The organism is Lysobacter sp. Soil_C_15 (assembly GCF_057657315.1).
Genome location: NZ_JBDGIR010000010.1, coordinates 1 through 25,749 on the forward strand (window position 1 = coordinate 1; position 25,749 = coordinate 25,749).

Below are 25,749 nucleotides of genomic sequence, written 5' to 3' on the forward strand. Positions count from 1 at the left end.
CGCTGACCCCGAACGGCAAGCTGGACCGTGCGGCGCTGCCGGCGCCGGAAGGCGAGGCGCATGCGCGCCAGGCCTACCAAGCGCCGCAGGGCGAGGTGGAGCAGGCGCTGGCGCAGCTGTGGACGCAGTTGCTGGGGGTGGAACGGATCGGCCGCCACGACCATTTCTTCGCCCTCGGCGGGCATTCGCTGCTGCTGGTGCAGTTGTCGTCGCGGATGCGCGAGACCTTCGCGGTCGAGTTGAGCATCGACCTGCTGATCCGCAACCCGGCGCTTGGCGCAATGGCCGCGGCGGTGGTCGAGGCGCAGTTCCAAACCTATCTGGGTAGCGATGCGCAGGCCCTGGCCGAGCAACTGGACGGATTGTCGCGCGAGGAACTATTGGCCTTGCTGGACGAGGAGGATGGGGTGACCTGATCCGCACGCTTGCCGACCGAAGAACACGCCTACCCACGCCGCTTCCTATCGAGGACGACAACATGAAGCACGCAGTCAACAGCGAGATCCGCGCCATCGATGGCGCGGCCGATGGCGCAGGCCACGATCCGGCGCAGACCGCCGCAGCGGCCGGGCGACGGCGCCCGCTGGGCGGGCTGGCGGGAATCGCGGCTTTCGTCCTGCTGGCGTTTTCGGCCGCCGTGTCGGCGCGCCAGGCGACGCCGGTCGCCGGGGTCGACTATCAGGTGTTGCCCAAGCCGGTGCGCGCTGCGCAAGGGGCCGGCATCGAAGTGGTGCAGGTATTCAGCTACGCCTGCGGCGCCTGCGCGAAGTTCGACCCGGCGATGAGCGCCTGGCGCGCCAAGCTGCCCCGCGACGTGCGCTTCCAGTACGTGCCCGCGGCCTTCGGCGGCGCATTCGACGCGGCGGCCAAGGCGTACTACGCGGCCAAGGAACTGGGCGTCGCCGACAAGACTCATGCGGGCATCTATCGCGCGGTGCACGTCGAGCAGACCCTGACCGGCGACAGTCCCGAACAGGTCGGCGAAGCCTATGCGCGGCTCGGCGTGGACCGGGCGCGATTCGACCGCGCCTACCGGAGCGACAAGACCGCCGAGCGCCTGCGCTGGGCGCGGTCCTACGCGATCGCCGCAGGCGTGGAGAGCACGCCGACGGTCCTCGTCGCCGGCAAGTACCGGGTGGCGCCGAAGCCGGGCGCGCCGGCCGAGGCCCTGCTGGCCACGGTCGACTACCTGATTGGGATCGAACGCCGCGCGCACGCCAAACGCTGAGCCCGATCGGCACGGACGCATGAAGGAGACCGCTTTGTTATACGAATCGATCCTGGATACCGTCGGGCGTACCCCGATCGTCAAGATCAACCGACTGGCGCCGGCGGGGGTGGACGTCTACGTCAAGGTGGAAGCGCGCAATCCCAGCGGTTCGATCAAGGACCGAATCGCCGCCTCGATCCTCGACGACGCGATCGGGCGCGGCGCGCTGCGCCCCGGCCAGACCGTGGTCGAGGCCACCTCCGGCAACGCCGGCGTCGCGCTGGCGATGGCCTGCGCGGTGCGCGGCTACCGCTTCGTCGCCTTCATCAGCGACAACTACTCGGTCGAGCGCCGGCGTCTGATGCGCGCCTACGGCGCGGAGGTGGTGCTGACCCCGGCGGTCGAGGGCGCGCTCGGCCGCAGCCGTGCGGCGCGCGAATACGCCGAACGCAACGGCGCGTACTTCGCCGATCAGTACGCCAACCCGGCCAACCCGGCCTGCCATCGCGACAGCACCGCGCGCGAGATCCTCGACGCCTTCGCCGGGCGGCGGCTGGACTGGTTCGTGTCCGGCTGGGGCAGCGGCGGCACCTTGAGCGGGGTCGGGGCGGCGCTGAAGGCGGCACGCGGCGATGTGCGCGTGGCGGCGGCCGAGCCGGCGCGCGCCCGCGTGCTCGCCGGCCAGCCGTGGGCGGCCCACGAGATCGCCGGCTGGGCGCCCAATTTCATGCCCGCGGTGCTGACCCCGCAGGTGGCCGACCGCACCGTTGCGGTGGACGAAGCCGAAGCGCGCCAGGCCGCGCGCGAACTGGCGCGCCAGGAGGGCTTGTGCTGCGGCATTTCTTCGGGCGCTGCGTTCGCCGCGGCGAGCGCCATCGCCCGGCAGATGCCGGCCGGCAGCGCCGTACTGACCATCCTGCCCGACACCGGCGAACGCTACCTGTCGACTTCTCTGTTCGACGCGGCCGGCGCCTGAGCCGGCCGCGCACCGCACCACGCGACGCCCCATCCGATATCGCCTAGCCCTCATGACCGACGACCACGCCAGCCTGGAACAACTCAAGCGCAAGATCCTGCAGCGGAAGCTGGACCAGCGCATGCGCGAAGCCGCTCCGGCCGCGGCGCCGATCGCGATCGCCGACCGCGACGGCGGCCTGCCGCTGTCGTTCTCGCAGCAAAGGCTGTGGTTCCTGGATCGGCTGGAGCCGGCCAGCGCCACCGCCTACCTGCTGCCGGCGGCCTTGCGCCTGAGCGGCCGCCTGGATCGGGCGGCCTTGCGCGCCGCGCTGGACCGCATCGTCGCCCGCCACGAAGCGCTGCGCTGCGCTTTCGTCGAACGCGACGGCGCCGGCCGCGCGGAGCCGGCGGCCGCCGATATCGGCATGCCGATCCGCGAGGACGACCTCAGCGACCTGTCGGCCGAGGCACAGCAGGCGCAGATCCGCGCCATCGTCGCGCAGGAATGCGCCACCGCCTTCGATCTCGCGCGTCCGCCGCTGGTGCGCTGCAGGCTGCTGCGGCTGGGCGAGTGCGAGCATGTGGCGATCCTGGTCCAGCACCACATCGTCTCAGACGGCTGGTCGCTGGGGGTGCTGGTGCGCGAGTTGGGCGCGCTGTATTCGGCCTACGCGCAAGGCCAGTCCGATCCGCTGTCGCCGCTGCCGGTGCAGTACGGCGACTACGCCGCATGGCAGCGCGAGCGGGTCGAAGGCGATGCGGCGCGGGCGCGCCTGGATGCATGGCGAGCGCGCATCGGCGATGCGCCCGGGTTGTTGGCCCTGCCCAGCGACCGGCCGCGGCCGCCGCAGCAGAGTTTCGCCGGCGCCGCGATCGAACTGGCGCTGCCCGCCGCGCTGACCGCGCGGGTGCGCGAGTTCGCGCTGCGCTGGGACGCCACTGCTTTCAACGTGCTGCTGGCGGCCTGGGCGGTGCTGTTGTCGCGGCTGAGCGGCCAGCGCGACCTGCTGATCGGCGCCTCGGCGGCCAATCGCGGCCAGGCTGGCGTGGAGGGCTTGATCGGCTTTTTCGTCAACACCCTGGCGCTGCGCGTGGACCTGCGCGATGCGCCCGATGTGGCGGCGCTGATGCAGCGCAGCCGCGAGACCCTGGCGTTCGCCTACTCGGCGCAGGACGTGCCGTTCGAGCAGGTGGTCGACGCCGTGCGCCCGGCGCGCAGCCTGGCGCACGCGCCGCTGTTCCAGGCGATGCTGAACTACGACAACACGCCGGCCGGGGCCCTGGACCTGGCCGGGCTGCGGGTGGAGCCGTTGCGCCTGGAGCAGGCGACGACCCATTTCGATTTGACCCTGGCGTTGAGCGACGACGGCGAACGGATCCAGGGCCGGCTGGAGTACGCGACGGACCTGTTCGACGCGGCCACCGCGCAGCGCTGGGCCGGCCATTTGCTCAGCCTCCTCGAATCGCTGACCCAGGCCGCGCCGTCCACCGCCGTGGACGCGCTGGACGTGCTCGGGCCGAGCGAACGCACCCGCTTGCTGCAGCGGTTCAACGACACCCACACCGTGTTCGCCGAACCGATGCTGATCCACCGGCTGATCGAGGCGCAGGTGCGGCGGACGCCGGATGCTGTGGCGGTCGAGTTCGAAGGCGCGCAACTGACATATGCCGAACTGGATGCGCGGGCCAACCGCTTGGCGCGCTACCTGCGCGCGCGCGGTTGCGGGCCGGACGTGCTGGTCGCGATCGGCATGGAGCGTTCGCTGGAGATGGTCGTGGCCCAGCTCGGCACGCTCAAGGCCGGCGCCGCGTTCCTGCCGCTGGATCCGTCCTACCCGATCGAGCGCCTGCGCTACATGCTCGACGACGCCCGCCCGCCGATCCTGCTGACCCAGGCGCGGCTGCGGTCGATGTGGCCGGCGGACGAAACCCGCCGGGATCTGGCTCTGGATGAGGGCTGGGACGAGGTCGAAGCCTATCCGGCGACGGCGCCGACGCCGGACGAGGCGCCGGCGGAGCCGAGTCCCGAACACCTGGCCTATGTGATCTATACCTCCGGCTCGAGCGGACGGCCGAAAGGCGTGATGGTGCAGCACCGCGGCATCGCCAACCACATGTGCTGGCTGCGCGCGCAATACCCGATGGACGGCCGCGACATCCTGATCCAGAAGACGCCCTTCAGCTTCGACGCCTCGATCTGGGATTTCTTCAGCGCGCTGATCTGCGGCGCCCGCCTGCTGATCGCCGCGCCAGGGCGCCATTTCGACGCCGAGTATCTGATCGACCTGATCCTGCGCGGCGGAGCGACCCGGCTCAAGCTGGTCCCGACCCTGCTGCGTGCCATGCTCGATCATCCGCGCTTCGGCCAGTGCACTTGCCTGCGCCAGGTGTTCTCCGGCGGCGAAGCGCTGCCCTACGAGCTCGCGCAGCGCTTCTTCCGGGCGTTGCCGGGCACCGAGCTGTTCAATCACTACGGCCCGACCGAAACCTCGGTCAACGTCTGCTATGCGCCGTGCCGGCCCGGCGACCCGGGCGGGCGCGCGCCGATCGGCTGGCCGATCGCCAACACCCGTTTCTACATCGTCGACGAGGCGATGCGGCCGCTGCCGGTGGGCGCGCCGGGCGAGCTGCTGATCGGCGGGGTGCAGGTCGCGCGCGGCTATCTCAACCGGCCCGAACTGACCGACGAACGTTTCCTGCCCGATCCGCTGGACCCGGCCGGCGGACGCGTCTACCGCACCGGCGACCTGTGCCGTTGGCTGGACGACGGCAGCGTCGAATATCTCGGCCGCAACGACCAGCAGGTCAAGATCCGCGGCTTCCGCATCGAGCTGGGCGAGATCGAGGCGCAGTTGCTGGCCGAGCCGGGCGTGCGCGAGGCGGTGGTGGTCGCGCGCGAGGACGAGCCCGGCGAGCCCAGGCTGGCGGCGTACGTGGTCGCGCACGACGGCGCCGATCCGGCGCCGGCGCGGTTGCGCGCCGCCTTGGCCGCGGTCTTGCCCGAATACATGGTGCCCGCCGCGATCGTCCGGCTCGCCGCGCTGCCGTTGACGCCGAACGGCAAGCTGGACCGCAACGCGCTGCCGGCGCCGGAGCGCGGGGCGATGGTCGCGCGCGATTTCCTGCCGCCGTCGACTCCGACCGAACGCCGGGTCGCGGCGCTGTGGCGCGAGTTGCTGGGGCTGGAGCAGGTGGGGCGCGACGACGGCTTCTTCGAACTGGGCGGACATTCGATGCTGGCGATCCGCATCGTGGCCCGGTTGCGCGAGCACGGCGATACGGTCGATGTGCGCATGCTGTTCGCCGCACCGGTGCTGCGCGCGTTCTGCGCCCAGCTCGACGCCGGCGGCGTCCGTCCGGCCGCGCCGATCGCCGCCGGGGTGCCGGAGCACGCCACCGCATTGCGGCCGGACCTGGTGCCGCTGGCGGGCCTGTCGCAGGCCGAGCTGGACGTCCTGGCCGCGCGCATCCCCGGCGGCGCGCCCGGCGTGCAGGACGTTTATCCGCTGGCGCCGCTGCAGGAAGGCATCTTGTTCCACCACCTGGCCGAAGAGACGGGGGATCCCTACCTGTCCACCTTCGTGCTCGGTTTCGCCGACCGCCGCGGGCTGGATCGCTTCGTCGAGGCGCTGCGCACGGTGGTGGCGCGCCACGACATCCTGCGCAGCTCGGTGCACTGGCAGGGACTGTCGCGGCCGGTGCAGGTCGTGCACCGCCGAGTCGAGCTGCCGTTGCGGGAGGCGGCAGTGCCGGCGGGCGCGGACCCGACCGCCTGGCTGTCGCGCATCGCCGATCCGGCCACGACCCGCATCGCTCTGGACCGGGCGCCGCTGATCGCGCTGCACGCCGCCGCCGATGGCGACGGCGCGCAGTGGCGCCTGGCCCTGGTCAATCACCACATCATCAGCGACCACGTCACCCTGGAGCTGATCCTGAGCGAGGTCGCGGTGCTGCTCGACGGCCGCGCGGAACAGTTGCCGACGCCGGTGCCGTTCGGCCGCCACCTGGCCGCGATCGCGGCGCAGCCGGCCCGGACGCACGAAGCCTATTTCAGCGGCTTGCTCGGCGACGTCGACGCGCCGACCGTCGCGTTCGGAGTCGACGCCCTGCACGGCGGCGCAGCCGGCGTGCACGAAGCGCGGCGAGCCTTGCCCGCGCCGCTCGCGGCGGCGGTCCGCGCCTGCGCGCGGGCGCGCGGGGTCGCGCCGGCGGCCCTGTTCCATGTCGCCTGGGCGCAGGTCGTGGCGCGCTGCAGCGGGCGCGACGACGTGGTGTTCGGCACCGTGCTGTCCGGGCGGATGGGCGGCGACGACGCCGAACGGATGATGGGGGTGTTCATCAACACCCTGCCGTTCCGCTTGCAGGTCGACCGGCGCAGCGCCGCGACTGCGGTGGCGGCGGCCGCCGCGCAACTGGCGGCGCTGCTGCAGCACGAGCACGCGCCGCTGGCGCTGGCGCAACGCTGCAGCGCGGTGCCGGCGCCGCAGCCGTTGTTCACCACGCTGCTCAATTACCGCCACAGCGTCGCGCTGGCCGAACCGGGCTCCGGCGGGGCCGATTGGGACCGCATCCGCGTGTTGTTCATGGAAGAACGCACCAACTACCCGCTGTCGATGTCGGTCAACGACGAGGGCGAGGGCTATACCCTGGTCGTGCATTGCGCGCGATCGATCGATCCGGTGCGCTGCATCGGCTTGCTCGAGCGCGCGCTGGCCGGCCTGGCCGAGGCGCTGGAGCGCGACGCCGCGACTGGCGTTTGCGAACTGGAGGTGCTGCCCGAGCCGCAGCGCCTGCTGATGCTGGAGCAGTTCAACGACACCGCGGCCGCTTACCCGCGCGGCACGACCGTGCACGGCTTGTTCGAGGCCCAGGCCGCGCGCACCCCGGATGCGACCGCAGTCGAGTACGAGGGCGCGGCGCTGAGCTATGCCGAACTGGACGCGGCGGCCAACCGGGTCGCCAGCCGGCTGCGCGCGTACGGGGTCGGTCCCGAGGCGCGGGTGGCGATCTGCACCCGGCGTTCGCTGCAGTTGCCGGTGGGACTGCTCGGCATCCTCAAGTCCGGCGCCGCCTACGTGCCGTTGGATCCCGATTATCCGCACGAGCGCCTGGCTTTCATGCTCGAGGATTCGGGCGCCTGCGTGCTGCTGGTCCAGTCCGAGCTGCTGCGGACCCTGCCCGGACTGGCCTCGGCTTGCGACCGGGTCTGGCGCCTGGACGCGGCGGAGGAATGGTTAGGCTATCCGAGCGCAACCGCGCCGGTGCCGGGGCTCAGCGAGTCGAGCCTGGCCTATCTGATCTATACCTCGGGATCGACCGGCCGGCCGAAAGGGGCGATGAATCAGCACGATGGAGTGGTCAATCGCCTGCTGTGGGCGCGCGACCGGTTCGGCGTGGACGCGCGCGACGTGGTGCTGCAGAAGACCTCGTTCGGTTTCGACGTGTCGGTCTGGGAACTGTTCCTGCCTCTGCTGAGCGGCGCGCGCCTGGTGCTGGCGCGGCCGGGCGGGCAGGCCGACCCGGCTTATCTGTCGCGCACGATCCAGGAGCGCGGAGTGACCATGGTGCATTTCGTGCCGTCGATGCTGCAGGCCTTCCTGGACGGCGCCGAAGCAGCGCAATGCCTGGGATTGCGCCATGTGCTGTGCAGCGGCGAGGCCTTGCCGCCGCGCTTGCAGGCGCGCTTCCGGCGATGGTTGCCGACGGTGCGCCTGCACAACCTGTACGGACCGACCGAAGCGGCGGTGGACGTGACCTGGTGGGCCTGCGAGGAGGCCGCGCCCGAGACGGTGCCGATCGGCCGGCCCGTCGCCAACACCCGCATGTACGTGCTCGATCCGGCGCAGCGGCCGGTGCCGTTGGGCGCGATAGGCGAACTGTACATCGGCGGCGTGCAGGTCGGCCGCGGCTACTGGAATCGCCCGGAACTGACCGGGCAGCGGTTCCTGCCCGATCCCTACGCGCCCGCAGGGCGGATGTACCGCACCGGCGACCTCGGCCGCTGGCGCGAGGACGGCGCGCTCGAATACCTGGGGCGCAGCGACTTCCAGCTGAAGATCCGCGGTTATCGGGTCGAGCCGGGCGAAATCGAGGCCTGCCTGGCCGCGCACCCGGGGCTGGACGACGTGCGCGTGGTCGCGCGCGACTTCGGCGACAGCGATCGCCGGTTGGTGGCCTACGCGGTGCCGTCGGCGCGCCGCGCCGCGGTGCCGCGCGCGCTGGCGGCGTTGGCGGCGGAAGCGGGCGCCGACACGCTGGAACTGGACGGGCTCGGCGAGGTGTTCCACCTCAACGCCAGCGAGACCCGGTTCCTGCACGAGGAGATCTTCGCCGGCGACGCCTACCGCCGCCACGGCATCCGCCTCGACGACGGCTGTTGCGTGTTCGACGTCGGCGCAAACATCGGCATGTTCGCGCTCTACGTCGGCGAACGCTGCCGCGACGCGCGGATCTTCGCGTTCGAGCCGATTCCGCAAGTCCATCGCATCGCGCGCCTGAACGCCGAACTGCGCGGTCTGCGCGCCACGGTCTACGACTGCGGTCTGGCGGCGGCGCCCGGCGAGGCCGAGTTCGTGTTCTATCCGCACAACAGCATCGTTTCCAGCTGCGTGCTGGATGCCGCCGCCTCGCGCGGCGTGGTCGAGTCTTATCTGAGTTCGTCTTCGGCCGCGGCGCCGGCCGGCGAGGGGCTGCGCGAGCTGCTGGACGAGCGCATGCGCGAGGAACGGGTGCGGCGGCCGTTGCGGACCGTGTCGCAGGTCGTCGCCGAGCACGCGCTGGACCGCATCGACCTGCTCAAGGTGGATGTGGAGGGCGCCGAGCTGGAGGTGTTGCTCGGCATCGACGACGCGCATTGGCCGCGCCTGCGCCAGGTGGTGGTGGAGGTGCACGACCTGGACGGGCGTCTGGAGCGGGTACGCGGCCTGCTGGAGAGGCATGGCTTCGCGGTGGCCAGCGAGCAGGAGGCCGCGCTGGCCGGCACGGCCCTGCACAACGTTTATGCGACGCGTCGCTCCCCATCGCCTGAGGCGGCGACGGTCGCGGCGGATGCGGGCATGCAGGACGCTACGGTCTGGAGCGGCCGCGGCGCGCTCGAACGCGCCCTGCGCGAACAGGTCGCGGCCTTGCCCGATTACCTGCGCCCGGCGCATTACGTGTTCCTCGACCGGATTCCGACCACCGCCAACGGCAAGCTGGACTCGGCCGCGCTGCCGGCGCCGGGACGGATCGCCGGCGACGGGCGCCGCGAGCCGCCGGCCGACCGGACCGAGCGCGAACTCGCCGGGCTCTGGCGCGAACTGCTCGGCGTCGCCGAGGTCTGTCGCGGCGACGACTTCTTCCTGCTCGGCGGACACTCGCTGTCGGCGTTGCAACTGGCGCAGCGGGTGCGCGAGCGGCTCGGAATCGGCTTGGCGATACGCGACATCTTCGCCCATCCCACATTGGCGGCGATGGCGGCCGCGGCGACCGAGAAAGGATTGGCCGGGTTCGACGCCCAGGCGGTAGCGCAGGCCAGCGCGGGACTGGACGAGCTCAGCGAAGACGAACTGCTGGCGCTGCTGGACGAGTAAGCGCCGGCGGTTGTGGCGGCGCAGGCAATGGACGTGGAACCGACGACGTAATGGAATCGAGGCGATGACGCAGAATCGAAGCGACGCAAGCGGCAAGGGACGGCAGGGGCAGGGCGCGGACCGCCTGCCCGCGAACGAGGCCGAAGAGCGGCTGCAAGCCTTGCGCCGCGCGGTCGCGCTCAAGCGCCTGCGCGCGGGCGAAGCGCCGACGCAAGCGGGCGATGCAGCCATCGTGCGGATCGATCGCGACGGCGCGCTGCCGTTGTCCTGGGGCCAGCGCCGGCTGTGGTTCCTGCACCGCCTCGATGGCGGCGCCGGCGATGCCTACCGGATCTGCGCCGCGCTGCGCCTGCTCGGGCCGCTGCGCAGCGAGGCGCTGCAGGCGGCGCTGAGCGGAGTGACGGCACGGCACGAGATTCTTCGCAGCCGCATCCGCGACCGCGACGGCGAGCCGGAGCTGACGATCGCCGCCCCGGCCGAGTTCGCGCTGGCCCGGTCCGACCTGGCGGACGCCGCCGACGCCGAGCGCGAATCGCGGCTGCAGGCCCTGTGCGGCGAAGAAGCGGGCCTGCCGTTCGATCTGCAGCGCGAGCCGCCGGTGCGTGCGCGCCTGATCCGGTTGGGCGAGGAAGACCATGTGCTGGTGCTGACACAGCACCACATCGTCAGCGATGGCTGGTCGGTCGGCATCCTGGTACGCGAGGTCGCGGCCTTGTACGCGGCGCAGTTGGAGGGTCGTCCCGATCCGTTGCCGCCGCTGGCGCTGCAATACCCGGATTTCGCCGCCTGGGAGCGCGGCCGGCAACACGGAGCGGCCTTCGAGACCGCGTTGTCGGCATGGAAGCAGGCGCTGGACGGCGCGCCGCTGCTGTCGACCCTGGCCGGCGACTTCGCCCGCCCGGCGGTGGCGCGGCATCGCGGCGCGCGGGTCGAGGTGCGCTGGCCGCAGGCGGTGAGCGCGGCGGTGCGCGGGTTGGCCGCGCGCTGCGGGGCGACGCCGTTCGCGGCGATCCTGGCGGCCTGGAACCTGATGCTGGCGCGGATGAGCGGCCAACGCGACCTGGTCGTCGGCATGCCGGTCGCGCACCGGCCGCGCACCGAACTGGAACAGCTGATCGGATTCTTCGTCGATACCTTGCCGGTGCGGACGCGATTGGACGACGGCATGACCGCCGAGGCCCTGGTTGGCGCCGTGCACCAGGAGCTGCTGGCCTGCTTCGAGCGCCAGGAGGTGCCGTTCGACCGCATCGTCGATGCGGTGCGGCCACAGCGCGCGCTCGGCCACGGCCCCTTGTTCCAGACTCTGGTATCCCTGAACAACACGCCATCGACGGCGTTGCGCCTGGGCGAGTTGCGCATCGAGGAATTCCCGCTGCAGCAACACACCGCCAGTCACGACTTGGTGTTGAATCTGAGCGAGACCGCCGACGGCTACGCCGGCGGACTGAGCTACGACGCCGACCTGTATCGCCGTTCCAGCATCGAGCGCTGGCTCGGCGGCCTGGAACGCCTGCTGCTGGAGATGGCGCGCGATCCCGCGCGGCCGGTCGAGACGCTGGAGCTGTTGCCGCCGGCGGAACGATCGCTGTTGCTGGAAACGTTCAACGCGACCCAGCGCGGCTATCCGCCGCTGCCGAGCCTGCACGCCGGCTTCGAGGCGCAGGCGCGCAAGGCGCCGGACGCGGTGGCGGTGGAGTTCGAAGGCGCGTCGCTGAGTTACGGCGAGTTGAACGCGCGCGCCAATCGCCTGGCCCACACCCTGCTGGCGCAGGGCGCGATGCCGGACGACCGGATCGCGCTGTGCGCCGAACGCGGCCTGGAGTTGGCGGTCGGCCTGCTCGGCATCCTCAAGGCCGGCGCGGCCTACGTGCCGCTGGACCCGTCGCTGCCGGCGCAGCGGCTGCAGGCGATGTTGGCCGACTGCGCGCCGCGGCAAGTGCTGGCCGACGCCGCCGGCGCGGCGGCGCTGGCGCAGACGCCGTTGCTGCACCTGGACCGGCCGGCCGGCTGGTCGGCGCTGGACACCGACCCCGACCCGCAGGCGCTGGGCCTGACGCCGCAGCACCTGGCCTACGTGATCTACACCTCCGGTTCGACCGGCGCGCCGAAAGGGGCGATGAACCAGCACGACGGGGTCTGCAACCGGCTGCAATGGGCGCAGGAGGCGTTCGCTGTGGGACCGCAGGACGTGGTGCTGCAGAAGACCCCGTTCGGCTTCGACGTGTCGGTGTGGGAGTTCTTCCTGACCTGGAACGCGGGCGCGCGGCTGGTGCTGGCGCGGCCGGGCGGGCATCAGGATCCGCAGTACCTGGGCGAGCTGATCCAGCGCAGCGGCATCCGCGTGCTGCACTTCGTGCCGTCGATGCTGGAGGCGTATCTGCGCCACGCGCCGGCCGGTTCGCTGGCCGGGGTGCGCGCGGTGCTGTGCAGCGGCGAGGCGCTGAGCGGCGAACTGCGCGACCGGTTCCTGGCGGCGTACCCGCAGGTGGCGCTGCACAACCTGTACGGCCCGACCGAAGCGGCGGTGGACGTGACCTGGTGGACCTGCACGGCGCAAGACCGGGGCGCGGTGCCGATCGGGCGGCCGGCGCCGAACGTGCGCATGTACGTGCTGGACGAGGCGATGCGTCCGCTGCCGTTGGGCGCGGCGGGCGAGTTGTACATCGGCGGGGTGCAGGTCGGACGCGGCTATCTGAACCGTCCGGAGCTGAGCGCGGAGCGGTTCCTGGCCAGCCCGTTCGCGGCCGGCGATCGGCTGTACCGGACCGGCGACCTGGCGCGCTGGCGCGAGGACGGCGTGCTGGAGTACCTGGGGCGCAACGATTACCAGGTCAAGCTGCGCGGGTTCCGGATCGAGTTGGGCGAGATCGAGAGCGCGCTGCGCCAGTGCGCGGGCGTGCGCGAGGCGGTGGTGTGCGCGCGGTCCGACGGCGGCGAGCCGCGGCTGGTGGCGTATGTGGAATGCGAACGGCTGGAGGCGTCCGAGCTGCGCCAGGCCTTGGGCGCGCGCCTGCCGGACTACATGGTGCCGGCGGCGTACGTGGCGGTGGCGCAGTGGCCGCTGAGCGCGAACGGCAAGCTGGAGCGCAGCCGATTGCCGGAACCGGGAGCGTCGGCGTACGTGCAGCGCGCCTACGCCGCGCCGCAGGGCGAGGCGGAGCGGGCGCTGGCGCAGATCTGGTCGCAGGTGCTGGAGGTGGCCCAGGTCGGCCGCCACGACAACTTCTTCGAACTCGGCGGCGACTCGATGCGGGTCCTGCGCCTGGTCGAGCCGCTGGCGCGCGCCGGCTGGCGATTGCAGGTCGGCGACGTATTCGCGGCCCCGGAGCTGGCCGCGTTGGCGCGACGCATGACCGCGGAAGCCGGATCCGAACCGGTCGTCGCGGTTCCGCCGAACCGGATCCCCGCCGATGCCGAACGCATCGAACCCTCGATGCTGCCGCTGGTCGAGCTGACCCAGGCCAATATCGATGCGATCGCCGCGGCCGTGCCCGGCGGCATGCGCAACATCCAGGACATCTATCCGCTGGCGCCGCTGCAGGAAGGCATCCTGTTCCATCATCTGCTGCAGAGCCAGGGCGATGCCTACCTGCTGCGCACGGTGCTCGGCTTCGATGACCGCCCGCGGCTGGATGCGTTCCTGCGCGAGTTGCAGGCGACGGTCGACAGCCACGACGTGCTGCGCACGGTGGCGTGCTGGGAGGGCGTGCCGGAGCCGGTGCAGGTGGTGCTGCGGCGGGCAGCGCTGCCGTTGGAAGAGCTGACGCCGGCCGCGGACCGCAGCCCGCGCGAAGCGTTGGAAGCGCACACCGATCCGGCCCGGCTGCGCCTGGACCTGCGCCAGGGGCCGCTGTTGCGCGCCTACGCGATGCCGGACGCGGACGGCGGCTGGTTGCTGGCGCTGGTCAACCATCACTTCATCAGCGACCACATCACTCTGGCCGGCGTGGTCGAGGAAATCGGCCTGCGCCTGGCGGGACGGACCGCGCAACTGCCGCCGGCGCTGCCGTTCCGCGACTTCGTCGCGCGCGCGCGCCTGGCCGGCAGCGCCGGGCACGAGGCGTATTTCCGCCGCACTTTGGGCGAGGTCGAAGAGCCGACCGCGCCGTTCGGGATTGTGGACGCGCGAGATGCCGGCGCGTCCGCGGTCGAGGCGCGCCTGGCCCTGCGCGAGGAGGTCGCGTTGCGCCTGCACCGCCTGGCGCGCGCGCGCGGCGTGCCGCTGTCGGCGTTCCTGCATGCGGCCTGGGCGATGACCCTGGCCGCCTGTACCGGCCGCCGCGACGTGGTGTTCGGCTCGGTGCTGTCCGGACGCATGCGCGAAGCCGGCGCGGCGCGCGCGCTGGGCGTGTTCATCAACACCCTGCCGCTGCGGATCGCGCTCGACGGCGACGCCACCGCGCTGGTGGAGCGCACCCGCCAGGCGCTGGCCGAGTTGCTGCGCCACGAGCAGGCTTCGCTAGCCCTGGCCCAGCGCTGCAGCAGCGTCGAGGCGCCGTTGCCGCTGTTCACCGCCTTGCTCAACGTGCGCCATGGCGCCGAACCGACCGGCGCAGGGACGGGCCTGCCCGGGGTGCGCGTGCATGCCGGACGCGAGCGCTCGAATTATCCGTTGACCTTGTCGGTCGACCTGGCCGGCCATGCCATCGGCCTGGTGGCGATGTGCGCGCCCGGAATCGACGCCGCGGCGATGGCCGAACGCTACGCCTGCGCGATCGAGCGCCTGCTGAGCGCGGTCGAGAGCGGCGATTCCACGCCCGCGCACGCCTTGCCGGTACTGCCGGCGGCCGAGCGTGCGCGGCTGGTCGACGCGTTCAACGACACCGCCGTGCCGTACCGGCGCGAGGACCTGATCCACAGCGGTTTCGAGCGCCAGGCGCGGCTGCGTCCGGACGCGGTCGCGGTGATCGCCGACGGCCGCAGCTGCGGCTACGGCGAGCTCAACGCGCGCGCCAACCGGATCGCCCACCGCTTGCTGGCGATGGGGCTGCGCCCGGGCGATCGGGTGGCGATCTGCGCCGAACGCGGGGCGAGGATGATCGCCGCGCTGCTTGGCATCCTCAAGGCCGGCGGCGCCTATCTGCCGCTGGATCCGGGGTATCCGCCCGAACGCCTGGCCTACATGCTGGAGGACGGCGCGCCGGTCGCGCTGCTGGCCGATGGCGGCCTGCTCGACGATCCGACCGCGCTCGGCGCGGCCGCCGAGCGGATGCAGGTGCTGCGCCTGGACCAGGAAGACGCAGTCGCAGGCTATCCCGAGCACGACCCGGACCCGGCCGCGCTCGGCATCGTCTCCGATCAGCTCGCCTACCTGATCTACACCTCCGGATCGACCGGCCTGCCCAAGGGCGTGATGGTCCAGCATCGCCCGGCGATCAACCTGTTCGAATGGGTCCAGCGCAGTTTCGGCGTCGGTGCGGACGACACCCTGCTGTTCACCACCTCGCTGTGCTTCGATCTGTCGGTGTACGACATTTTCGGCATCCTGGCGGCGGGCGGCCGGGTCCGGGTCGCCACCCGCGAAGAGGTCGCCGACCCGCGCGCGCTGGTGCGGATCCTGCGTGAGGAGCGGATCAGCTTCTGGGACTCGGCGCCGGCGGTGTTCGCGCAACTGCTGCCCTACCTGCGCGACGGCGTGCAATCGCCGTGGCTGCGGCTGGCGTTCTTCAGCGGCGACTGGATCCCGCTGGAACTGCCCGACGCGCTGCGCGCCGCGTTCCCGAACTGCCGGCCGATCGGCCTGGGCGGCGCCACCGAGGCGGTGGTGTGGTCGAACTACTTTCCGATCGAGCGCGTCGATCCGGCCTGGGCCAGCATTCCCTACGGCCGGCCGATCCAGAACGCGCGCTATTACGTGCTCGACGCCGACCTCAACCCGGTGCCCGAAGGCGTCGCCGGCGACCTGTACATCGGCGGCGAATGCCTCAGCGCGGGCTACTTCCGCCGCGACGCGCTGACCGCCGAGCGCTACCTGGCCGACCCCTTCGTCGCGCCGGGCGCGCAGGCGCGGATGTACCGCACCGGCGACCGCGCCCGCCATCGCGGCGACGGCCAGCTGGAATTCCTCGGCCGCCTCGACAGTCAGGTCAAGATCCGCGGCTTCCGCATCGAGCTGGGCGAGATCGAGGCCCAGTTGCTCGACGCCGGCGATGTAGACGCGGCGGTGGTGGAAGTGCGCGAGTTCGCGCCGGGCGACCGGCGTCTGGTCGCCTACGTCGTACCCGCCGATGCCGCGTCCTGGTCGGCCGCGGCCGCGCGCGAGCGGCTCGCCGCGCGCCTGCCGGACTACATGATGCCGTCGGCCTTCTCGGTCCTCGAGGCGCTGCCGCTGACCGCCAACGGCAAGGTCGACCGCGCGGCGCTGCCGACGCCGCAGGGGCCGGCGGCGATCCGGCGCGATTACCAGGCGCCGAGCGGCGCGCAGGAGACCGTGCTGGCCGAAGCCTGGACGGAGGTGCTCGCGGTCGACGCGGTCGGCCGCCACGATTCTTTCTTCGAACTGGGCGGGCATTCGCTGTCGGCGATCGCGTTGATCGAACGCCTGCGCCAGGCCGGCCATGCCCTGGACGTGCGCGCGGTATTCGAAATGCCGTCGCTGGCGCGGATGGCGAGCCGGCTGCGGTTGGCCGGCGGCGCCGAAGCGACGGACCCGTCTGCGGCGGACGGCAGCGGCATCCCGGCCGATGCGCTGCGGATCGAACCGACGATGCTGGATCTGGTCGCGCTGGACCAGGCTCGCATCGATGCGATGGTCGCCGCGGTCGAAGGCGGCGCCGGCAACGTGCAGGACATCTACCCGCTGGCGCCGCTGCAGGAAGGGATCCTGTTCCATCATCTGCTCGGCGGCAGCGGCGACGCCTACCTGCTGCGCACCGCGATCGCTTTCGACGGCGCCGAACAGGCCGAGGCCTTCCTCGACGCGCTGCAAACGGTGATCGATCGCCACGACATCCTGCGCACGGCCTTGCATTGGCAAGGCCTGGAGGCGCCGCTGCAGGTGGTCCGCCGGCAGGCGCGCCTGCCGTGCATCGACCATGGCCGCCTGGCCGACCGCCAGGCCGCTACCGCGCACCTGCTGGCTGCGACCGATCCGGACCGGACCCGACTCGATCTGGACCGTGCGCCGCTGCTCGCGGCCCATCGGGTGCAAGCGGCCGACAGCGGCGAATGCCTGCTCGGGCTGCTCGCCCACCACGCAGTCTGCGACCACGTCACCCTGGCGATGATGATGCGCGAGGTGTTGGCGCTGCTGTCCGGGGCCGGCGAACTGACCCCGCCGTTGCCGTACCGGCGCTTCATCGCTCACACCCTGGCAGTGCCGCGGCAGGCGCACGAGGCCTACTTCCGCGAGCGTCTGGCCGACCTCGCCGAACCGACCTTGCCGTTCGGCGCGAACGACGTCCGCGGCGACGGCAGCGCATTGCGCGAAGCCGTCGAGCGCCTGCCGGCGGATCTGTCTCGGGCCTTGCGCGCCCGCGCCCAGCGTGCCGGCGTGCTGCCGGCCGCGCTGTTCCACCTGGCCTGGGCGCAGGTGCTGGGCGCATGCGCGGATCGCGACGACGTGGTGTTCGGCACGGTCCTGTCGGGCCGCCTGCAGGGCGTGGCCGGCTCCGACCGCGCTCTGGGGGTGTTCATCAACACCTTGCCGGTGCGGGTGCGGCTGGACGGGCAAGGCGCGGACGGCGGCCGCGATGGCGATGCCGCGTTGCGCCGCATGCAGGACGAATTGAACGCGCTGCTCGCCCACGAGCAGGCGCCGCTGTCGTTGGCCCAGCGCTGCAGCGCGGTCGCGCCGCCGACGCCGTTGTTCAACAGCCTGCTGAACTACCGCCGCGGCGAAGCCGCCGACGCGCGCGCCGCGGCCGCCCTGGCGGCGCAAGGCATGCGCCTGGTGGCCGGCGGCGAACGCACCAACTACCCGATCGCGATCGCGGTGGACGACACCGAGGAGGGCTTCTCGATCCTGGCCCAGTGCGCCCACTCCGCGCGGGCGGCGGATCCGCAGCGCCTGATCGGCTATCTGCGCACGGCGCTGGAGGCTCTGGCCGGCGGCGAGAGCGCCGACGGCGTACTGCCGCCGGCGGAACGATCGCTGTTGCTGGAAACGTTCAACGCGACCCAGCGCGGCTACCCGCCGCTGCCGAGCCTGCACGCCGGCTTCGAGGCGCAGGCGCGCAAGGCGCCGGACGCGGTGGCGGTGGAGTTCGAAGGCGCGTCGCTGAGTTACGGCGAGTTGAACGCGCGCGCCAATCGCCTGGCCCACACCCTGCTGGCGCAGGGCGCGATGCCGGACGACCGGATCGCGCTGTGCGCCGAACGCGGCCTGGAGTTGGCGGTCGGCCTGCTCGGCATCCTCAAGGCCGGCGCGGCCTACGTGCCGCTGGACCCGTCGCTGCCGGCGCAGCGGCTGCAGGCGATGTTGGCCGACTGCGCGCCGCGGCAAGTGCTGGCCGACGCCGCCGGCGCGGCGGCGCTGGCGCAGACGCCGTTGCTGCACCTGGACCGGCCGGCCGGCTGGTCGGCGCTGGACACCGACCCCGACCCGCAGGCGCTGGGCCTGACGCCGCAGCACCTGGCCTACGTGATCTACACCTCCGGTTCGACCGGCGCGCCGAAAGGGGCGATGAACCAGCACGACGGGGTCTGCAACCGGCTGCAATGGGCGCAGGAGGCGTTCGCTGTGGGACCGCAGGACGTGGTGCTGCAGAAGACCCCGTTCGGCTTCGACGTGTCGGTGTGGGAGTTCTTCCTGACCTGGAACGCGGGCGCGCGGCTGGTGCTGGCGCGGCCGGGCGGGCATCAGGATCCGCAGTACCTGGGCGAGCTGATCCAGCGCAGCGGCATCCGCGTGCTGCACTTCGTGCCGTCGATGCTGGAGGCGTATCTGCGCCACGCGCCGGCCGGTTCGCTGGCCGGGGTGCGCGCGGTGCTGTGCAGCGGCGAGGCGCTGAGCGGCGAACTGCGCGACCGGTTCCTGGCGGCGTACCCGCAGGTGGCGCTGCACAACCTGTACGGCCCGACCGAAGCGGCGGTGGACGTGACCTGGTGGACCTGCACGGCGCAAGACCGGGGCGCGGTGCCGATCGGGCGGCCGGCGCCGAACGTGCGCATGTACGTGCTGGACGAGGCGATGCGTCCGCTGCCGTTGGGCGCGGCGGGCGAGTTGTACATCGGCGGGGTGCAGGTCGGACGCGGCTATCTGAACCGTCCGGAGCTGAGCGCGGAGCGGTTCCTGGCCAGCCCGTTCGCGGCCGGCGATCGGCTGTACCGGACCGGCGACCTGGCGCGCTGGCGCGAGGACGGCGTGCTGGAGTACCTGGGGCGCAACGATTACCAGGTCAAGCTGCGCGGGTTCCGGATCGAGTTGGGCGAGATCGAGAGCGCGCTGCGCCAGTGCGCGGGCGTGCGCGAGGCGGTGGTGTGCGCGCGGTCCGACGGCGGCGAGCCGCGGCTGGTGGCGTATGTGGAATGCGAACGGCTGGAGGCGTCCGAGCTGCGCCAGGCCTTGGGCGCGCGCCTGCCGGACTACATGGTGCCGGCGGCGTACGTGGCGGTGGCGCAGTGGCCGCTGAGCGCGAACGGCAAGCTGGAGCGCAGCCGATTGCCGGAACCGGGAGCGTCGGCGTACGTGCAGCGCGCCTACGCCGCGCCGCAGGGCGAGGCGGAGCGGGCGCTGGCGCAGATCTGGTCGCAGGTGCTGGAGGTGGCCCAGGTCGGCCGCCACGACAACTTCTTCGAACTCGGCGGCGACTCGATCCGCAGCATCGCGGTGGTCGCCAAGGCGCGCGAGCGCGGTCTGGCGTTCGCTATCGCCGACTTGTTCCGCAGCCCGACCGTGGCCGAACTTGCGTGCGGCTTGGGCGGCGCGGCGGACACGAGCGCGGATACCGACGCCGACGAGCGGCCGCGGCCGCGGCCCTTGACGGAGGCCGACGCCGCGCGCCTGCCGGCCGGCATCGAACAGGCGTATGCCGCCACGCTGTTGCAACAGGGCATGATCTTCCATGCCCAGTTGGCGCATGCCGAGGGCGCCTACCACGACGTCTTCAGCTACGAACTCGAGCTGCCGCGCTGGAGCGAAGCCTGCATGCGCGCCGCATTGGCGGCGGTCTTGCGCCGCCATCCGGCCTTGCGCACCGGTTTCGTCCACGGCGGCTACAGCGAGCCCTTGCAACTGGTCCACGCCGAGGCGGCCGTGCCGCTGGAGGTGATCGACTGGCGCGCGCACGACTCCGGCCAGCGCGCGGCCGCGGTGGCCGACTTCGTCGCCGGCGAGCGCCGTCGCGATTTCGACCTGGAACGGCCGCCGCTGTGGCGCGTGCTCGTGCACCGGCTGGACGAGCGTCGGATCCAGTACACGATGAGCTTCCACCACGCGATCCTCGACGGATGGAGCGTGGCGCTGATGCAGACCGAGCTGTTCGGCGGTTATCTGCGCAGGCTGGAGCAGGCCGGCGCGGCCGACCCGATCGAACCGATCGAACCGATCGAACCGATCGAACCGATCGATCGGGTCGATCCGCAGCCTTTGCGCGCCTCGCCGGCCGATGCGGTGGCGCTGGAACAGGCGGCGTTGCTGGACCCGCGCCAGGCGCAATATTGGCGCGACGCGCTGGCCGGTTTCCAGCGCAACGCGCTGCCGGCGCACGACGGCAGCGCGCACGCGCGCGCCGGCTACCATGCCGAGGCGACCGAGATCGCCGCCGGCGACGAACGCGCCCTGCGCGAGCTCGCCCATGCCATGGGCGTGCCGGTGCGCACGCTGCTGTTGACCGCGCACTTGCGCGTGCTGGCCGCGCTATGCGGCAGCCGCGACATCGCCACCGGACTGGTCTCCAACGTGCGTCCGGAGACGGTCGACGGCGATCGCGCCCTGGGACTGTTTCTCAACACCTTGCCCTTGCGGACGCAGCTGGATGCGCGCAGTTGGCGCGAGCTCGCGCTGCAGGTGCGCCAGGCCGAGCTGGGAGCGATCGAGCATCGCTATTACCCGTATTTCCGCCTGCACCGCGAACAGGGCGGCGAAGCCTTGTTCGAGTCGATCTTCAACTACGTCAACTTCCATGCCTACGAAGCCCTGGACGGGGCAGGGCTCAAGCTGCTGGGTTCCAGCGTGCACGAGTGGACCGGCTATCCGCTCGATGTGTCGTTCTCGCACACTGGCGGGCGGTTGCTGCTGCAGGTCATCGTCGATCCGTTGCGGCTGTCGCCGGCGCAGGCGCGGCGCATCGCCGGGTATCTGCGCGAGGCGATCGCGGTGCTGGCGTCGCAGCCGGACGCCGACGCTGCCGCGCATCCGCTCGCCGCGCCCGATGAGGCCGAGCGGCTGCGCGGCTGGGAGCAGGGCCCGGCGCCGGCCGACGACGACGCGCCGGCGACCGTCCATGCCGGGGTGGAAGCGCGGGCGCGACTGTGCCCCGAGGCCGAGGCGATCGTCGACGGCGAACGGCGCCTGAGCTATGCCGAGCTCGACGACCGTGCCGAACGCATCGCCCGGCGCCTGCGCGCGCTGGGCGCGGGTCCGGGCCGCTACGTCGCCTTGGTCATGGCGCGCGGTGCGGACCAGATCGTCGCGATGCTGGGGGTGCTGAAGGCCGGGGCCGCATACGTGCCGGTCGATCCGGCGTATCCGGACGCGCGCATCGCCGATGTGCTCGCCGACTGCCGTCCGGCCGCGCTGATCGTCGATGCGCCAGCCGCGGAGCGGTTGGCCGGCATCGCCGCTGCGCCGCTGCTGACGGTCGATGCGGCTTGCGCGGCCGTCGATCCGGCCGCCGTGCCGCACTTCGTCGCTGCCGCGTCCGCCGCCGATGCCGCCTATGTCATCTACACGTCCGGCTCGACCGGGCGACCCAAGGGGGTGGTGGTCGAACACCGCAACGTGGTCCACCTGATCCGCAACCACATCGCCCAATGCGCGCTGGCGCCGGCGGAGCGGGTCATGCACTACGCCTCGTGCAGTTTCGACACCTCGGTGGAAGAGATCTTCCCGACCCTGTGGGCCGGCGCCACGATCGTCGTGCGTCCTGCGGCGCTGGTCGCGCCCGATGCCGAGTTCGAGCGGTTCCTGCGCGAGCAGCGGATCGCGGTGGCCGATCTGCCGACTGCGTTCTGGCATCGCTGGGTGCAGGCGTTGGGCCGCGGCGTCGGCGAACGGCCGGGAATCGGTCCGGACCTGCGCCTGGTGGTGGTCGGCGGCGAGAAGGCCGAGCCGGCGGCCCTGGCGCAGTGGCGGGCATTGCCGGCGACGGCGGCGACGCGCTGGCTCAACACCTACGGGCCGACCGAAGCGACCGTCTACGCCACCGCCCAGGCGCTGGACTGCGCGGCCGTGCCGCAGGCCTGGGACGGCAGTATCGGCCGGCCGATCGCCGGCGTGCGCGTGCGCGTGGTCGACGTCTACGGCCAGCCGGCGCCGGTCGGCGCGGCCGGCGAGTTGTGGATCGGCGGCGACGGGGTGGCCCGCGGCTACCTCGACCGCGCCGAGCTGAGCGCGCAGAGGTTCCTGCGCGACGCCGAAGGACGGCGCTGGTACCGCAGCGGCGACCGCGCGCGTTGGCGCGACGACGGGCACCTGGAATTCCTCGGCCGCGACGACGGCCAGGCCAAGTTGCGCGGCTATCGGATCGAACTGGGCGAGATCGAGGCGGCGCTGCTGTCCTGTCCCGGCCTGCGCGATGCGGCCGTCGCCGTGCGCAGCGACGGCGACGGCGAGCCGCGCCTGGTCGCCTATGTGGTGGCCGAGGCGGGTCTGGCGCCGGACTCGCGCGGCCTGCGCGATGCGCTCGCCGCCCGCCTGCCGGAGTACATGCTGCCGGCGGCGTTCGTCGCCCTGGAGTCGATACCCTGGTCGACCAGCGGCAAGCTGGACCGGGCGGCGCTGCCGGCAGCGACCGCCGCCGCCGGCGCGAGCGCCTATGTCGCGCCGGCGCCGGGGGTCGAGACGGCGATCGCCGCGATCTGGTCGGCCATGCTCGGCATCGAGCGGGTCGGCCGCGACGACCATTTCTTCGAACTCGGCGGTCACTCGCTGATGATCGTCGGCATGATCGAACGCCTGCGCGAGCAGGGCATCGCCCTGGACGTGCAGACCGTGTTCGCGGTTCCGCGGCTGGCCGAACTGGCCGCGCGCGCGGTCGCGGCGACGTCCGGCGACGCGGCCGCCGCCAGCGCGCCGCCCAATCCGTTGCAGGCGGGCCCGCAACGGATCGTGCCCGGGCTGCTGCCGCTGGTGGACATCGACCAGGCCGACATCGATGCGGTGGTCGCCGCGGTACCGGGCGGGGCCGACAATATCCAGGACGTCTACCCGTTGGCGACGCTGCAGACCGGCATCTTGTTCCATCACTTGATCCAAGAGCAGGGCGACCCCTACTTGCTGCGCTATGTGGTCCGGATCGACCAGCGCGCCCGCCTGGACGGCCTGTTGGCCCATCTTCAGCGAGTGATCGACCGGCACGATGCCTTGCGCACCGGCGTGCATTGGGAATCGCTGCTGCAGCCGGTGCAGGTGGTGCAGCGGCGCGCCGCGCTGCCGGCGATCGAACTGGCGCTGGATCCGGCGCAGGACCCGGTCGAGCAGATGTTCCGGCTCACCGACCCGCGCGTCGCGCGCAAGGACCTGCGCGTCGCGCCCTTGCTGGAAGCGCGCTACGCGCGCGATCCCGACGGCGGCTGGCTGCTGGCCATCCTGGTCCATCACATGATCAGCGACCACGTCAGCCAGAACCTGATCCTGGGCGAGGTCGACCTGCTGCTGCGCGGCCGTGCCGACTTGCTGCAGCCGCCGGCGCCGTACCGCGACTTCATCGCCGCCCAGCGGTCGGTGTCGGCGGCCGAACAACGGCGCTATTTCGAGCAGCGTTTCGCCGGCCTGGCCGCACCGACCATCGTCTTCGGCGTGCCCGAAGTGCGCGGCAGCGGGCACAGCGTGGCGGCGGTGCACGAGCCGATGGCCCCGGCCCTGGCCGCACGCGTGCGCGCGGCGGCGCAGCGGCTGGGGGTGGCCCCGGCGGTGCTGTTCCATCTCGCCTGGGCGCGCTGCCTGTCGGCGCTGACCGGCAGCGACGACGTGGTGTTCGGCACCGTGCTGTCGGGCCGTCTGCAGGGCGTGCGCGGCTCCGGGCGCGCGCTGGGGGTGTTCATCAACACCCTGCCGCTGCGCCTGCGCCTGCAGGGCCTGAGCCTGCGCGGGGCGGTGGAGTTGGCGTTCGCCGAGTTGAGCGCGATCCTCGGCCACGAGCAGGCGCCGTTGGCGCTGGCGCAGCGCTGCAGTCCGACCGGCGCGCGCACCGCGCTGTTCAACACCCTGTTCAACTATCGACACAGTCCGATCGGCGATGCGCAGGAACTGGCGCGCGCGCGGCAGACCTGGCAAGGCATCGAGCTGATCCTCGGCGAGGAGCGCACCAACTACCCGGTCGCGGTATCGGTCGACGACCAGGGAGGCGGCCATGGCTTCGTGGTCAGCGTGCAGTGCGTGGCGGGGATCGATCCGGCCGCAGTCTGCGCGATGGTGCAGACCGCGATGGCGAATCTGATCGATGCGCTGGGGCGCGATCCGGAGCGGCCGCTGGCGACGATCGCGATCGGCGCCGAACACGCCGGCGAACACGACAGCGACGGTGGAACGACGCAACCCAGGGACGAGGTGGTCGCATGAACGCAACCGACGGCATGATGGTCCTGTTGCACGAGCGCGCGGCGGTGCCGATCGAGATCGGCGGCGCAGACCTGATCGGAACAGATCGGATCGGAACAGATCGGATCGAAACGAACCCGATCGAGACGGTTCGGGTGCCGTGCGAGGATTCGGCGACGACCCTGCCGGGCATGGCCAAGGCGGTCTTGGCCCGATTGCGCCAGCGCGGATGGGCGGGCGAGTGGATCCTGGTCGGCCTGGGCGACCGGCCGGGCGCCCTGGCCCAGGCGCTGGCACTGGAAATGCTCGGCTGCGACCTGCCGGTCCGCAGCGTCGCCGCGGTGCCCGATGCGGCCTTACCGGCGTGGGCGCCGCAAGCGCAGGAACTGGCCGCGGCCGAGCGGCTGCGCGCGGCCTGCGAGGCATGGACGGCGCCGGAGCCGACGCTGCTGCCGACCCAGCGCTGCTCACCGCACGAGCGCGACGTCGCGACCTGGGTGGCCGCCGCCGCGGCCGCTCCGCGGCTGCGGCCGCCGCCGCCGGCGACCCAGTCGATTCCGCTCAAGAACGGCGGTCCCCTGCGCGCTCCGGTGTTCTGCATTCCCGGCGCCGGCGCCAGTGTGGTCAGCCTGCTCGACCTGGCCCAGGCGGCGCATCCGCAAGCGAGCATGTTCGGCATGCAGCCGCGCGGCCTGGACGGCATCGCGCCGCCGTGCACCACGGTCGAGACGGCGGCGGCTTCGATCCTGGCGCAGGCGTTGCAGGCCGCGCCGCAGGGGCCGATCCGTCTGGTCGGCCATTCCTTCGGCGGTTGGATCGCGTTCGCCGTGGCCTTGATGCTGCGCCGGCTGGGCCGGACCGTGGCCAGCGTGGATCTGCTCGACTCCAGGCCGCCGACCGCCGACCCGGCGATGGCCGAATGCGACGAACTGGACGTGCTGGTGCGCTGGGTCGAGTTGGTGCAACTGTCCAGCGAACGCCCGCTCGGCATCGATGCGGCCGGCCTGCGGCCGCTGTCGGCCTCGGCACGGATGCAACTGGTGCACCGGCGCATGGCCGAGGTCGGCCTGATGCCCGCGCAGTCGGATCCCGCCTCGATGCTGGGCGCGTTGCGCATGTTCGCCGCCTGCCTGCGCACGAGCTATCAGCCGGCGGGCGTTTACGACGGTGTGCTGCGGGTGGTGCACATGCCCGATCCCGAGCTCGACGCCGAGGGCAACGACCGGGAAGCCCTGCAGATGCATGCGGGCTGGCTGCGGCACGCGCCGCGGGTGCAGTTGATCCGCGGCGGCGGCAACCACATGACCGGCATCCGCGGCCGGCATGCGCATGCGCTGGCCGAACGCCTGGGGCTGGGGGACTGAGAGCGG

Annotated in this window: 6 protein-coding genes; all 6 read left to right on the top strand. The window is 72.2% G+C overall.

What is annotated here, in order from left to right; all coding sequences use genetic code 11:
- On the top strand, positions 1-416 hold a 416-nt coding region (locus tag AC3A57_RS19590), incomplete at its 5' end, for a phosphopantetheine-binding protein (protein WP_487580444.1).
- Positions 417-478: 62 nt separating this feature from the next.
- Positions 479-1,228, top strand: a complete 750-nt coding sequence (locus tag AC3A57_RS19595) for a thiol:disulfide interchange protein DsbA/DsbL (protein ID WP_487580445.1) — start codon at positions 479-481, stop codon at positions 1,226-1,228.
- Positions 1,229-1,262: 34 nt separating this feature from the next.
- A complete protein-coding gene (locus AC3A57_RS19600; protein WP_487580557.1) occupies positions 1,263-2,186 on the top strand; it encodes a PLP-dependent cysteine synthase family protein in 924 nt (307 codons plus the stop codon).
- A gap of 52 nt (positions 2,187-2,238) precedes the next feature.
- Positions 2,239-9,738: an amino acid adenylation domain-containing protein gene (locus tag AC3A57_RS19605; protein WP_487580446.1), complete on the top strand. Its 7,500-nt coding sequence runs from the start codon at positions 2,239-2,241 to the stop codon at positions 9,736-9,738.
- Between the two features lie 64 nt (positions 9,739-9,802).
- Entirely contained in the window at positions 9,803-24,400 is a 14,598-nt protein-coding gene (locus tag AC3A57_RS19610; protein WP_487580447.1) for an amino acid adenylation domain-containing protein, read from the top strand.
- The gene (locus AC3A57_RS19615) at positions 24,397-25,743 is read left to right on the top strand and encodes a thioesterase domain-containing protein (RefSeq protein WP_487580448.1); all 1,347 of its coding nucleotides are present in this window, start codon (positions 24,397-24,399) and stop codon (positions 25,741-25,743) included. Before AC3A57_RS19610 ends, AC3A57_RS19615 begins: the two co-directional genes overlap by 4 nt.
- Positions 25,744-25,749 lie beyond the last annotated feature (6 nt).